Raw genomic sequence first — 14,026 nt, forward strand, 5'->3', positions numbered from 1 at the left:
AGGCCGACAGCGGTATCGTGTCGCCCACTACCGCACCCTCCCCGCTTTCCCGCCCATTTCCCCTGTGACCGATCACCCCACCCTCACCTGGACTGACGACCGCCCTGAAGCCAGCAGCGACGCCGTCCATACCGCCGTCTGGCGTTCCGAAGCCGGCAACCCGCCGCCCAAGCGCGTGGTCATCGCGGATGATCGCACCACCGCTGATGCGGCCTATCGCCTCGCCTGCGAAGGCACGGCATTGCTCTGGCAAGGCGACTTCCAGAACGCGCGCCAACTGCTGCAAGCCATGTCCCGCCGCACGGATCGCAAACCCGGCAAGGCGCGCAAGGAACCCGCCTCGCCCATCGATGCGTTCAACCTGCACCGGCAGGCGCAATCGCAGCGCGCCCGCACGCTCGGCATGCTGCTGATTCCACTGGATGCGGATTACACGATCCCGCTGCGCCGCGCCCCGGATATGCGCGAGGCCTGCACCGAGGCCTACGGCACGAGCCACGCCGCTTCCGTCGTCTCGCTGCGTGAGCTGCTTGGTTTGATCGGCGCGCATGAGTGGCGCAAGAAGGGTGTGGAGATTCCCGCGCTCGGCGGTGAGCGCATTCACCCGCACTACGGCGTGTTCTCGCCCGTGCGCGGCGAATACATCGATCTGGTGGCGAAGGCGCCGCTGCCCTCGAAAACGCTGGCGTTCGATATCGGCACGGGCACCGGCGTGCTGGCAGCGGTGCTCGCCAAACGCGGCGTCAAGCGCGTCATCGGCACGGATCAGGACTCGCGTGCCCTGGTCTGCGGCCGTGAGAATGTGGAGCGCCTCGGTCTGCAAGCGCAGGTCGACATCGTGGAAGCGGATCTGTTTCCAGAAGGCCGCGCGCCACTGATCGTATGCAACCCGCCGTGGCTGCCGGCACGGCCCAGCTCGCCCATCGAGCGCGCCGTCTACGACCCGGACAGTCGCATGCTGCGCGGCTTCCTGGACGGCCTCGCCGCCCATCTGGAGCCGAATGGCGAGGGCTGGTTGATCCTGTCGGACTTTGCCGAGCATCTTGGGCTGCGCACGCGCGATGCCCTGCTGGCGATGATCGATGCGGCCGGCCTGCAGGTGGTGGGCCGGGAAGACATCAAGCCGAAGCACCCGAAGGCGTCCGATGAAAACGACCCGCTCTATCGGGCCCGGGTTGCAGAGGTGACGTCGCTGTGGCGCCTGAAGGCGCGCCAGTAAACCAGCGAATCAGCGCGCCATCGTCGCCAGGTAGTCGAGCGCGCCCTGCCCCGCAGCGGCGCCGCTCGCAAAACACGCCGTCAGCAGATAGCCGCCTGTCGGCGCTTCCCAATCGAGCATCTCGCCCGCGCAAAACACGCCCGGCAGACGCTCGATCATCAGCTTTGCATCCAGCGCTTCAAATGCAACGCCGCCTGCAGTGCTGATCGCCTCTTCAATGGGCCTTGTACGTGTGAGCCGCAACGGCAATGCCTTGATAGCCTTCGCCAGCTGGGTCAGATCGGCAAACGCGTCCTTGCTCAGGCACTCGCGCAGCAAGCCGAGCTTCACGCCCGTGATATTCAGCTTGCTTTGCAGATGGCTCGACATCGAACGCGCGCCGCGCGGGCGCATCAGTTCATCCGTCACACGTTGCGCACTCCAGCCTGGCGCAAGGTCAAGCCAGATCGTCGCACTGCCCTCTGCGGCCAGCGCGTCGCGAATGGGCGCCGACAACGCATAGACGAGACTGCCTTCAATGCCCGTCTGCGTGACGACGAACTCGCCCTGGCGGAATTGCAGCGCACCGTCATGGCTCGAGCGCAAACCGATGGCGACGGACTTGACGGGCTGCCCCGCAAAACGCTCCTGGAAATACGCGCTCCAATCGGCGTCGAACCCGCAGTTGGCGGGCTGCAATGGCTGCACCCGCACGCCGCGCGCTTCCAGCAACGGCACCCAGGCGCCGTCGGAGCCCAGGCGCGGCCAGCTGCCGCCGCCCATGGCCAGTACCACGGCATCGGCTTGCATCAGCCGTTCAACACCGGCGGTTTCAAAGCGCAGCACCTGCGCGTGGTCCGACGGCTCTGCCCACCCCACCCAGCGATGCCGCATGTGCAGCTGCACGCCCGACTCGCGCAGGCGGTGCAGCCATGCGCGCAGCAAGGGCGCCGCCTTCATCTCGGTCGGAAACACACGGCCCGAGCTGCCGACAAATGTGTCGATGCCCAGCCCATGAATCCAAGCGCGCAGGGCGTCAGGGCTGAAGCGGCCGATGAGCGGCGCCAGTGCCTCACGCCGCGTGCGATAACGCCCGAGAAACGCATCGAGCGGCTCCGAATGCGTGATGTTCATCCCGCCAATACCCGCCAGCAGGAATTTGCGCCCGGCCGACGGCATGGCGTCGAACACCTGCACACGCACGCCGTTGCGCGACAGGACTTCAGCGGCCATGAGCCCGGCGGGGCCGGCGCCGATGACGGCAACGAGAGGGGCGTTGGATGTTTCGGACATGCGGGGAGGAACGGATCGAATCGCGCGGGGCGGACAAGCGGGGCGCTATTGTCACATCCCGCCCGAACGCGGGCAAACCAGGCCGCGCATGACGCCCCTTGGGGTGCGCTGGCCGTCGCCCACCCTGCTTTTCGGTAAACTGGCGCCCTCTTTCCGTTTTTCTCCGCGCCGCCGCACCGGTCCCATTCCGTGCGACATGTCGCCCAGGCTGTCCTGACGATGTCCAACAAGACCCACGAAATCCGCCCCAACCAGTCGATCGAACTGCTCAAGGAACTGCACATCCTGACGCGCGACGGCAAGATGAACCAGGACAGCCGCCGCAAGCTCAAGCAGGTCTATCACCTGTTCCAGTTCATCGAGCCGTTGATGGCCGACGTGCAGCATTCCAAGGGGCACGTCACGCTGGTCGACCACGGCGCGGGCAAGTCTTACCTTGGTTTCATCCTGTACGACCTGTTCTGCAAAGAGCAACCGGGCGACGGCACCTCACATATCTACGGCATTGAGACTCGCGAAGAGCTGGTCGCCAAGTCGACCGAGCTTGCCGCGCGGCTGGGCTTCAAGGGGATGTCGTTCCTGAACCTGTCGGTGGCGGAATCGATCACGTCTGACAAGCTGCCCGGCACGATCGACATCGTCACGGCACTGCATGCGTGCAACACCGCCACGGACGACGCGATTCGCTTCGCGCTCGAAAAGCATGCGCAATACATCGTGCTCGTGCCGTGCTGCCAGGCGGAAGTGGCCGGCGTGCTGCGCAAGAACAAGGGCAAGTCACTCGGCAATGCGCTTACGGAAATCTGGCGCCACCCGCTGCACACGCGCGAATTCGGCAGCCAGGTCACCAACGTGCTGCGCTGCCTGCAGCTCGAAGCGCACGGCTATCAGGTCAGCGTGACGGAACTGGTCGGGTGGGAACACTCGATGAAAAACGAACTGATCATCGCGCACTACAAAGATCTGCCGCGTCGCCGCCCGACCGAGCGGCTGAACGAGGTGATCAGCACGCTCGGGCTGGGCGAGCTGCACGAACGGTTTTTTGCGCCGGCTGGCTCCTGAAGACGCGGGGCGTCTAGGTCATGCCAGACGCCTGCCTTCGTGCTGCACCCGTTTGTCTTCGTACATCGCGACATCGGCCTCGCGCAGCGTTTCTTCCAGACGCCCGCCTTCGTGGCAGGTGGCGCAGCCCATGGAAAACCCGAGCTCCGCGCCCGGATAGAACTGATTGTTGAGTTCGACCAGCTTGCGCAGGCTCTCCACCAGCGCCGCACCGGCCTGGGCATCGGCACCGGGCAACAGCACGGCAAACTCGTCGCCACCAATGCGCGCAGCGTGTGCAGGTTTGTCGACGGCCTTGCCGAGCACCTCGCCGGCGCGGCGCAGCAGCGCATCGCCTGCGGCGTGGCCGAGCTGGTCATTCACGCCCTTCAAGTCGTTCAGGTCGATCATGATGACCGTGACCGGAAACGGGCCCTTGCGCTCCAGCCGGTTGATCTCGTCCACATAGAACGAGCGGTTCTTCAGCTTGGTCAGCACGTCGTGCTTGCCGAGATATTCCAGGTATGACTCGGCCTTCTTGCGCGCCGTGATGTCGGTCAGCGCCAGCAGCACCATGTCCCAATCCTTCTCGCGGCCCGGAAACACCGAGAACTGCAGGTGGATGTTCAGCGGGTTGCCATCCAGCCCGTAATTGACGACCTCGCGCTGCTGGAAGAGCTTGCCTTCCCACAGGTCGATCAGCTGCTCGCGAAAATGCGGGCGCATGTCGTCGCGAAAGATTTCCGGCAAGCGGCCCAGCAGGTCATTGCGGTTACGCGCCTTGAACATCTCCAGCGTGAAGCCGTTGACGTCGAGCACCTGGATTTCCTGCATGCAGCGCTCGACAAACTCCGGATGCACGTCGGTAAAGGTGCGGAAATCGGTGATGCCCTGCATGCGCACTTCGTCCAGCAGCATCTTGATGGTGCTGAAGTTCTCCACCCACAGCGACACCGGCGCATGCTCGAACACCCCGCGCGCATAGAGTTGGCTGGCCGCGGCACGGCGGCGGGCGTCTTCGAGTTCGGTGATGTCGTCCACGGCCACCAGCACGCGGTCCCACGGCTGGGCGTGGTCAGGCAGGACAACGCCCTTGAGCAGGATGTCGAGGCGGCGGCCGTCAAGCGTGTAGTTGACGCTGCGGCTCTCGAACGACGGTTCGCCAGACCAGAGTTGGACGAGTTCACCCACGTGCGCTTCCAGCATGTCGTCGCGCAGTACGTCGGCCAGGCGGGCAGTGAGGGTCTCGGCATCCGGGGCGGCGTACATGGACAGCGTGCGCCGGTTCACCCGCAGCACCTTGATGCAAGCCGAGCACGCCGCCACGCGCGAAACGTCCTCTTCCAGAAAGTGTTGCAGGTCGGTCACCCCGGCGGCGCGCCACTCGGCAAAGAGGCGGTGCAGGTCGCTGTAATCCTCCAGCCACAATGACGTGGGGGTGACATCGAAGAAATCGATCAGGTTGACACCCACAGCCGCCGGGCTGCTGACGCTATCGGACGCGGATTGCATGAATCGCTCTACGGGAACAAGAACACTTCGCAAACCTTGCGAGCGTACTGGTTTTGTGTAACACCGCGCACAGCGCCTCGCTCATCCGGAAGGATTACCCCCATGCAGGCGATGCGCTGTCAGCTGCTGCAGCGCAATACCTTGCCGAATATCCAGAAAGTTCCCCAAACGGATTTTTGCGAAGCTACTCCGTATTTAGTTTTTCTTTATCTGGCGTTGTAAAAAAAGCCGCTGCTATTTTTAAGATATTTTCATGAAGCGCGTCGCGCCTTTCATTTTTTCAATGCGCGTTGCAGAAATCGCCGATCGTTCCGAGATGCGCCCGCCGCTTCGTAAATGCACATACCAAAAACTGCAAATTCCGCAGCAGATTCTCTCGCACGTGATTTAAAAAACTTCGTCTCGATTCGCAGGCCGTTTCCTCCAGAATCCGTGCATCCCGTGCGCGGGCTGTGATTTGCACCGCGCAAGAAGCGGGTAATTCCTTGTCCCGATTCTGCGGCCTGCCCCCCGATTTTCTCTTGAGCCCTGGGCCGCGGATTCGTTTTCCAACTCAGGAGAAATGCAATGCGGGATTCGACAACCCACCGTCGTACGGCCACGACACATACCGGGCGCGCCTCCAACGCCCGGACACGTCGCTCGTTCAAGCTGGCACTCGTGGCACAGGCTGCGGCCGCGCTGATTCTGGCCGCGTGCGGCGGCGGCGGAGATGACGCGCTCACGCCGGCCGGCGGCAAGCTGGACGCAAACGGCTCGCAGCAGCAGGGCAATACCAACACCGGCAACACGAATGCACCAGCGCCGGCAGTCGACGCAACGGTGCCGCCGGTCGAACTGCCGGACTACATCAGGCCGGTCAACTACAAGCTGTGGTTCCGCCCGAGCGCAGACCTGAACAGCTTCTCGGGCCGCGCCGATGTGGAGATCAAGGTCACCAAGCAAACCGGTGCCGTGACGCTGGCCGTGCGCGACCTGAAGCTCGACGGCTCGCGCCTGACGCTCACGCCCACCTCGGGCAACGGCGCGGCGCGTGTGCTCGTGCCGATTCCGCAATCGCAAGGGGCCTTCTATGACCTGCGCGACCCGACCGGAGACATCAAGCCCGGCAACTACGTGCTGCACATGGAGTGGACGGGCACGATCAACTTCACCAAGGCCGAGGGCATCTTCAAGCTGGGCCTGCAGGCGGCAACGGGTGAGAGCTCGGACGCCATCGTCACGCAAGGCGAGTCGAACTTCGCGCGCGAGTGGTTCCCGAGCTGGGATGAGCCGGCCTTCCGCAACACCTTCGAAGTGACGGCGGAAATTCCGGGCGACTGGAAGGCCGTGGCCAACGGGAGACAGACGGGCGCCACCAAGCTGCCGGATGGCTATCAGCAGGTGTCGTTTGCCAAGACACCGTCGATGCCGGCGTACCTGCTGTTCTTCGGCGGCGGCAAGTTCGACATCCTGGAAGACCAGTTCACCAACCCGCTCGACGGCAGCAGCATGCGCCTGCGCTGGTGGGTGCCGCCCGGCGAGGCGCACTCGGCGGTCTCCGGCATGCAGTTCACCAAGGAAGCGCTGAACCACTACTACAACTACTTCCAGATCCCGCTGCCGTTCGACAAGATGGACACCATCGTCGCCAACGACAGCTACAACAACAAGAATGCCGGCTTTGGCGGCATGGAGAACTGGGGCGCCATCTTCGAGTTTGCCGACCAGGTGCTGGTGCCGCCCGATGGCGCACCGACAACGGTCCACTCGATGGGCAAGGCGCGCTCGTTCGTCGTGGTGTCGCATGAACTGGCCCACCAATGGTTTGGTGACTTGGTCACGCTGGACTGGTGGGACGATATCTGGCTGAACGAGTCCTTCGCCAACTGGTTCGAGAACGTCACCAAGATCGCGCTGCACCCCGAGTTCCAAGGCAACACATGGGCCGACTATGCAGCCGTCAAGCAGCGCGTCTACACGTTGGACCTGCAGCCTACCGCCGTACCGGTACAGCACAACCTGAGCGATGCCGGCTCGATGGACTTCCTCGACCGCTTTGCCTACAACAAGGGCGGCCATGTCCTGCAGATGCTCGAGAACTACATCGGCAAGGACGCCATGCGCAAGGGTCTGCAGAGCTACCTGAACAAGTACAAGTTCGGTAACGGCACGCCGCCGCGCCTGTGGGCAGAACTGGAAGCGGCAAGCGGCAAGCCGGTGGGCAAGGTGGGCGACAGCTTCGTGCGCCAGACCGGCCTGCCGCTCGTCACCATCGATGCGCAGTGCAATCCGGTCACCAACCAGAACGTGCTGACGATCACGCAGAAGGCCTTCCCGAACAAGAACGTCTATTCGGGCTACCAGTGGAACGTGCCGCTCACGCTGGCCTACGGCGACAACTTTGGTCAGTCGCAGACCATCGTGCTCGACCAGCAGACCGCGCAGGTCACGCTGCCGACGTGCTCGGCCGTGCTGGCCAACCCCTCGGGCCTGGACTACTACGTGACCAACTACAGCCCGACGCTGTGGAGCAACCTGCTGGCGCAGGCCGGGGCCATCAGCAGCGATGCGGCCAAGACCAACATCGCAGGCGATGCCACGCAGTTGTATAACGCGCAGCTCATCACCAAGGCGCAGTACGACCAGATCGTCGGTATCAAGAACTTCCAGCCTGCGGTGGCAACACTGGCCGCCCAGTCTGTGAAGCCAACCGGCTCGCTGCAACCGCAAGCGGTGCAGTTGCAGGAAATGCAGTCGATGGATCGCCCGATCCACACGTTCCGCTACGAAGGTCTCATGAAGCATCTGACCGACATCAAGCGGTAAGCACCAAAGCAAGCGGGCCGCGTCTTACGATGCGGCCCGCTGCAAGGGTGGCTCCTGATTTCCGGCGGACACGGTCCGCCGTTTTTCATGCGCGCGTCAGACGATTCTCAACCGGTGCGATGCAGGAAGGTGGCCTGGATCACGTCGGTCATCCAGAGAGCGCTTTCGCCGGTCTGGCCGTGCTCCAGCACCTTGACGGCGCTTTCGAACAGCACGCTGGCCAGCGCATCGGAAGCGACGATCTCGATGCGCACGCGCGGCACGAACTCCGTCAGGTCTTCCTTGATGGAATGCGCGCCGGCCTGTGAAGCCGTTGGCGGATAGGCATTCACCTCGGCCACCGTCATGCCCGGGAAACCAGGGCAAACGCGCAGCGCTTCGTGCAAGCGCTCCAGCAGTTGCGGGCGCACTACGATGCGGATTTCCTTCATGCCTTCGACTCCTCATCAAACCATTTGTACAGTGTGGGCAGCATCACCAGCGTCAGCAGCGTGCAGGTCAGCAGACCGCCGATCACCACGATGGCCAGCGGCCGTTGCACTTCCGAGCCCGGCCCTGTGGCGAACAGGAACGGGATCAGGCCCAGCATGGCTACCGTGGCCGTCATCATCACGGGGCGGAAACGCATGCGCGAGCCCAGCCGCACGGATTCCTCCACCGGCATGCCCTGCTCGCGCAGACTGCGGATCGTGCTGACCAGCACCACGCCGTTGAGCACCGCGATACCCCATAGCGCCACGAAACCCACCGATGCCGGCACGGACAGGTATTCACCCGTGACGAACAGGCCGATCACTCCGCCCACCGAGGCGAACGGCAGCACCAGAATGATCAGCGTGGCATAGCGCACGGAGTTGAACAGCAGGAAGAGCAGGAAGAAGATGGCCGCCACCGTGATCGGCACGATCACCTTCAGGTGGCCCATGGCGCGTTCCATGTTCTGGAACTGGCCGCCCCACTCCAGGTAGTAGCCCTCGGGCAGCTTGACCTTCTGCGCGACGGCCGCCTGCAGCTCGGCCACGAAGCCGCCCAAGTCGCGGTCGCGCACATTCACGCCCACCACCACGCGGCGCTTGCCCAGCTCACGGCTGATCTGCGCAGGGCCGTCGGTCACATCGATGCGGGCGATGCTTTCCATCGGCACCTGTGCGCCATTGGGGGCGGCCACGATCAGGTTGCGGATGGCCTCTACGCTGCCGCGATACGCGTCCGGCAAGCGCACCACCGCGCTGAAGCGGCGCTCGCCCTCAAAGATTTCCGTGGCTTCCTTGCCGCCGATGGCGGTCTCGATCACGTTGTGCACGTCGGCCGCATTCAGGCCGTGGCGTGCAATGGCCTGGCGGTCGATCGCGATCTGCAGATACTGCTGACCGGTGATCCGCTCCACGCGCATGTCCTGCGCGCCCTGGATGCCCTGCGCCACCTTGGCAATCGCCTCGGCCTTCTCGCGCAGTGTGTTCAGGTCATCGCCGAACACCTTGATGGCCACATCGGAACGCACGCCGGTCACCATCTCGTCAACGCGGTCAGAGATCGGCTGCGCCATGACGATCTGCACGCCGGGTAGCACCTGCAGCGCCTTGCGCATCGCTTCGGCAATGTCGTCCTGGTTCCAGCCCTTGGGCCATTCATCGCGCGGCTTGAGTGAGACGATCGGCGTCGATTCGTTCTGGCCCTGCGGGTCGGCCGGAGACTCGCCTCGGCCCACGCCGGAGACGGCCGACTTCACGCCCGGCACCTGCATCACCAGGCGCATGGCTTCCATCTCCATGCGGATCGACTCTTCCAGCGAGATGTTCGGCGCGCGGTTGATGCCTGGCACCACCGAGCCCTCCTTCATCTCCGGAATGAACGCCGTGCCCAGGAACGGCATCAGCGCGCCGGTGGCCAGAAACACGGCCACGGCCACGATGACGGTCTTGCGGCCGTTGTTGAGGCTCAGCTCCAGCAAGCGCAGATACGGCTTCTTCATCTTGCGGATCAGCCACGTGTCATGCGCGTCGTGCTCGGCGTGGGGGTCGTCGCTGTGCCCACCCTCCACGTGCTTGTGCACCTTGGGCTTGAGCAGATACGACGACAACACCGGCGTCAGCGTGAGCGACAGCACCAGCGAGAAAAACAGCGCAATCGCAATCGTGAAGGCCAGCGGCGCAAACATCTTGCCTTCCATGCCCTCCAGCGTCATCAGCGGCAGGAACACCAGGATGATGATGCCCACGCCAAAGATCACGGGCGTCGCCACTTCCGTCACAGCATGCAGGATCACGCGCGCGCGGCTCTCGTTCGGATCACGCGGCTTGGCGAGGTGCGCAAAGGCGTTTTCCACCACGACCACCGAGCCATCGACCATCAAGCCGATGGCGATGGCCAACCCGCCGAGTGACATCAAATTGGCCGAGATGCCGAGCTTGTTCATCGCCATGAAGGTCAGCAGCGGCGTGAGGATCAGCGTGCCGACCACGATGAGCGATGAACGGATATCGCCCAGGAACAGCAACAGCACGATCACCACCAGCACCACGCCTTCGGCCAGCACCTTGATGACGGTCTGCAAGGCCGAATCGACCAGCTCCGAACGCTCGTAGTACGGCACGATCTTCAGGCCGTCGGGCAGCATGCCGTCGTTGTTGATGGCCTTCACGCGATCCTGGATGCGGGCGACGACTTCCTTCGCGTTGCCGCCGCGCATCATCATCACCACACCGCCGACGGATTCCGTCACGCCGTTCTTGACCACCGCCCCCGCGCGCACCGCCGTGCCGATCTTTACCTCGGCCACATCGCGAATCGTGAGTGGTGTGCCGTTGGCCTCCTTGAGCACGATCGCGCCAATGTCGTTGGTGTCGCGCACCAAACCCACGCCGCGGATCAGGTACTGCTCCGCAAAGTGCGGGAGCACCCCGCCGCCCGAGTTGGCGTTGTTGGCGGCCAGCGCCTCGAACACCTGCTTGACCGTCACGTTGTGGTGGCGCAGGCGCTCCGGATTGACGAGCACCTGGTACTGCTTCTCGTAACCGCCCTGCGAGTTGATCTCGGCCACGCCCGGAATGGAGCGCAGCAGCGGCCGCACCACCCAGTCCTGCGCAATACGGCGCTGGGTGAGTTCCTCGACCGAAAGCTCCTTGTCGCCGTCATCCGGTTTGTCGAGCGTGTACTGATACACCTCGCCCAGGCCCGTCGATACGGGGCCCAGCACCGGCGTCACGCCCGTCGGCATGCGCGACTGCACCTCGATCAGCCGCTCCATCACAAGCTGGCGCGCGAAGTACACATCGGTCTCGTCGGTGAAGACGAGCGTGATGAGCGACAAGCCCGGCTTGTTGAGCGAGCGCATCTCGGTCAGCGCCGGCAGGCCGGTCATCGCCATTTCCACCGGCACGGTCACAAAGCGCTCTACCTCTTCCGGCGAGCGGCCCGGCGCCTCTGTGGCGATCTGCACCTGCACGTTGGTCACGTCCGGAAACGCGTCAAGCGACAGCTTGCGTGCGGCATCCAACCCGAAGAACAGCAGCACGGCGGCAATCACCGCCACCACGAGCCGTTGCTTGAGCGCGCCGCGAATCAATGCGTCGATCATGCGCCCTCCATCTCGGCGCGCTTGCGCTCGTTGTTCAGATGGAAGCCGCCTTCAACGACGATGGGCTGCCCGACCTGCACGCCGGAAACCACCGGGCGCACGCCGTTCGATTCATCGCCGAGCTTGACCGGCGTGAGCTGGTAGTTCGTCTCGCTGGTGCGCACGAATACGTAGTCGCGGTTGTCTTCACGCACCACCGCGGAAGTCGGCACCACCACGCGTTCTTCCGGGCGCGACTGGATGAGCAGCGTGGCCAGCATCGACGGCTTGAGCGTGCGCTCCGCGTTGTCCACTTCGGTGCGCACCGTGACCGTCCGCGTTTGCGGGTCGACAATGTCCGACACCCAGATCAGCTTGCCGACAATGCGATCGCCCGCGCCGGTGTCGATCTCCACGGCCTGGCCTGCGCGCACGCCCGCAGCGGCGTTTTCGGGCACTTCACCCACCACCCACACGCGCGACAGATCGGCCACGGTGAACAGCTCGTCGGCCGGCTGCACGACTTGGCCGCGCGTCACCTTGCGCTCGACCACCGTGCCGCTGATGCTCGCCACCACGGGCGAGATCGACGACATGCCGCTCGTGCGCATCTTCGCCAGCTTGCCGGGCGACACGCCCATCACGCGCAATTGGTCGACGGCCGCGCGCACTTCGGCATCGGCCATCGCCAGTTCGCTCTGTCGCTTCTGGAGTTCGGCCGAGCCGATCACGTCGGCAGCCAGCAGCAGCTTGGCGCGTTCCAGCGCACGCGCCTGCAGGTCGCGCTGCGCTGCAGCCTTCTGATAGGCGAGCTGCGCGGCGCCAAGCTCCGTGCTGTGCAGTTGCGCGAGGATGTCGCCTGCCTTCACGCTCTGCCCCGGCGTGGCGACCAGCTCCGTCACACGCCCCGTGACGGTGGCACCGATGCGCGCCACGCGCTGTTCGTCAAACGCAATCTGCCCCGGCACGCGCAGGCGCTCGGCAATCGGCTGCTTGCCCACAGGCGCCACTTTGAGGCGCTGCACCAGCGTGGGCTGTGCAACCACGAGGTTCGGGTCGACGGCCTGTTGCGCAGCCTTGGCATCGTTGGCGGCATCTTTGCCGCAGGCGGCCAGCAGCAGCATCGCCGCCAGGGCAACGCCGGCCAGCCGGATCGAAGAAGAGAAACAAGAAGGTACGGTCATGGTCTGGCTGGATTCGTGAGTTCGGGAGGCAACGCGATGGCTCTGGCGTTTCATGGGGCCTCCGGGCGCAGGCGGTCGAGTTCAACGGCGGCGGTGCGCAGGTCTGCGCGTGCGGCAATCAGGTCATTGCGTGCCTGGCGGAAGACGCGCTGGGCATCGAGGTAGTCGAGAATCCCGCGCTCGCCGTGGCGGTATGCGGCTTCGGCCACGCGCAGCGCCGATTCGGCCTGCTTGATGACGCCGGATTCGAGCGCGCTGACTTGCGACTCCGCAATCTCGTATTGGCGATAGGCCAATTCCACTGCCTGGCGCGTGCGCAACTCCCGGTCGCGCAACAGGGCGCGGGCGCGTTCGCGGGCGGCCACGGCTTCACCGACGGGACCATCGCGGCGGTCGAACAGCGGAATCGACATCACCAAGCCCACGCGGCTGTCCTGCAGATCGGGCTGGCGGTCGACCGACCCGCGCAGCGCCAGCGACGGCCAACGCTGGCTGCGCTCGTGCGCAAGACGCGCTTCGGCCTCACGCACGGCGGCGCGATCGGCCTCCAGCTCTGGATGCGTGGCGAGGACCGTGCTAACCAGATCGGCCAGCGGAGGCAGATGCGCGACGGGAGGCGTTTCCGCACCGGCATCGACATCGAACGTCTGCGGCAGATCGGCACCCACGGCGCGGCGCAGTTCGGCCAGCGCCTGCTGCACACGCAGTGCGGCGGCCTGCTCGTTGCGCTGCGCGTTGAGCAACTCCGCGTCGCCACGGATGAGTTCGTAGCGCGGGGCTTCGCCGGTTTCCACACGCACGGCCACGCCACGGCGGATCTGCTCGACCAGCGTCACGTCTTCGCGCGCGTTGCGCTGCTCGGCCTCGCGGCGCACCACGTCGTAAAAGCGCAGCTTGAGATCGGCTTCCACGTCCCGCGCCTGCGACCGGGCGGTCGCTTGCGACGCTTCGTACGCGGCGTCGGCGGCTTGCGTACGGGCGGCGCGCTGCCATGGCAAGTCGAGCTTTTGCGTAATCGAAACGCTGTTTGTGCGGCCTTCCGCCGCACCCGGCATGCGGGCACGCTGGCGGCCGGCCATGGCTTCCACCTCGGGGTTGGGCCAGGCGCGTGCGGTGGCGATGCCCGCCTGCGCAGCCTGCACCTGCGCCTGTGAAGCGGCGAGTGCCGGGTGGTTGGCGCGTGCCAGTTCCAGCAACTGCTGCAAGGTGTAGCGCGGCTGCGGGAGCGCCTCGTCGGCACGGGCGGTGGCGGTCTGGGCACTACGTGGCGACGGTGTCGGGGGCGCTGCATTGGCATGGACAGCCATCGCGGTCAGCACAGCGGAAAGAACAGCACGTCGCGACGCGCGCGCGCCTGCTGCGGGGCGCGGGTTGACCGCATCCTGATTGCACAACATCCGAAATCATCCTGAAAAAGAAGAACAGGCAAGCGCG

Annotated in this window: 10 protein-coding genes; 4 read left to right on the forward strand and 6 right to left on the reverse strand. The window is 64.8% G+C overall.

Going from position 1 to position 14,026, the window contains the following annotated elements:
- Positions 1-64: 64 nt before the first annotated feature.
- Positions 65-1,219: a class I SAM-dependent methyltransferase gene (locus tag N5B55_RS21590; RefSeq protein WP_304540018.1), complete on the forward strand. Its 1,155-nt coding sequence runs from the start codon at positions 65-67 to the stop codon at positions 1,217-1,219.
- A 9-nt stretch (positions 1,220-1,228) separates the two neighbouring features.
- On the opposite strand, the gene N5B55_RS21595 is transcribed toward N5B55_RS21590, so the two are convergent.
- Positions 1,229-2,491, reverse strand: a complete 1,263-nt coding sequence (locus N5B55_RS21595) for a TIGR03862 family flavoprotein (RefSeq protein WP_304540019.1) — start codon at positions 2,489-2,491, stop codon at positions 1,229-1,231.
- 219 nt (positions 2,492-2,710) lie between these two features.
- Here N5B55_RS21595 and N5B55_RS21600 point away from each other — a divergent pair, with 219 nt between their 5' ends.
- Positions 2,711-3,553 (forward strand): class I SAM-dependent methyltransferase, encoded by an 843-nt coding sequence (locus N5B55_RS21600; RefSeq protein WP_304540020.1) that lies wholly within the window; start codon positions 2,711-2,713, stop codon positions 3,551-3,553.
- Positions 3,554-3,571: 18 nt separating this feature from the next.
- Here the strand turns inward: N5B55_RS21600 and N5B55_RS21605 are convergent, their stop codons facing one another.
- Entirely contained in the window at positions 3,572-5,044 is a 1,473-nt protein-coding gene (locus N5B55_RS21605; RefSeq protein WP_304540021.1) for a sensor domain-containing diguanylate cyclase, read from the reverse strand.
- A gap of 253 nt (positions 5,045-5,297) precedes the next feature.
- Here N5B55_RS21605 and N5B55_RS21610 point away from each other — a divergent pair, with 253 nt between their 5' ends.
- Positions 5,298-5,435: a hypothetical protein gene (locus N5B55_RS21610; protein WP_304540022.1), complete on the forward strand. Its 138-nt coding sequence runs from the start codon at positions 5,298-5,300 to the stop codon at positions 5,433-5,435.
- 176 nt (positions 5,436-5,611) lie between these two features.
- Entirely contained in the window at positions 5,612-7,852 is a 2,241-nt protein-coding gene (locus N5B55_RS21615; RefSeq protein ID WP_178961260.1) for a M1 family metallopeptidase, read from the forward strand.
- Between the two features lie 107 nt (positions 7,853-7,959).
- On the opposite strand, the gene N5B55_RS21620 is transcribed toward N5B55_RS21615, so the two are convergent.
- The 4 genes from N5B55_RS21620 to N5B55_RS21635 are packed head-to-tail and all read right to left on the reverse strand — an operon-like array spanning position 7,960 to position 13,989.
- Positions 7,960-8,283 (reverse strand): P-II family nitrogen regulator, encoded by a 324-nt coding sequence (locus tag N5B55_RS21620; RefSeq protein WP_009239909.1) that lies wholly within the window; start codon positions 8,281-8,283, stop codon positions 7,960-7,962.
- Positions 8,280-11,429 carry an efflux RND transporter permease subunit gene (locus tag N5B55_RS21625; RefSeq protein ID WP_304540023.1) on the reverse strand — a complete coding sequence of 1,050 codons (3,150 nt, stop codon included), beginning with the start codon at positions 11,427-11,429 and terminating at the stop codon, positions 8,280-8,282. The genes N5B55_RS21620 and N5B55_RS21625 overlap by 4 nt, the downstream gene beginning before the upstream one ends.
- On the reverse strand, positions 11,426-12,646 hold the full coding sequence (locus N5B55_RS21630; protein WP_304540024.1) for an efflux RND transporter periplasmic adaptor subunit: 1,221 nt from the start codon (positions 12,644-12,646) through the stop codon (positions 11,426-11,428). The genes N5B55_RS21625 and N5B55_RS21630 overlap by 4 nt, the downstream gene beginning before the upstream one ends.
- Entirely contained in the window at positions 12,643-13,989 is a 1,347-nt protein-coding gene (locus N5B55_RS21635; RefSeq protein ID WP_304540025.1) for a TolC family protein, read from the reverse strand. The genes N5B55_RS21630 and N5B55_RS21635 overlap by 4 nt, the downstream gene beginning before the upstream one ends.
- Positions 13,990-14,026 lie beyond the last annotated feature (37 nt).

The organism is Ralstonia pickettii (assembly GCF_030582395.1).
Taxonomy (GTDB): Bacteria; Pseudomonadota; Gammaproteobacteria; order Burkholderiales; family Burkholderiaceae; genus Ralstonia; species Ralstonia pickettii_D.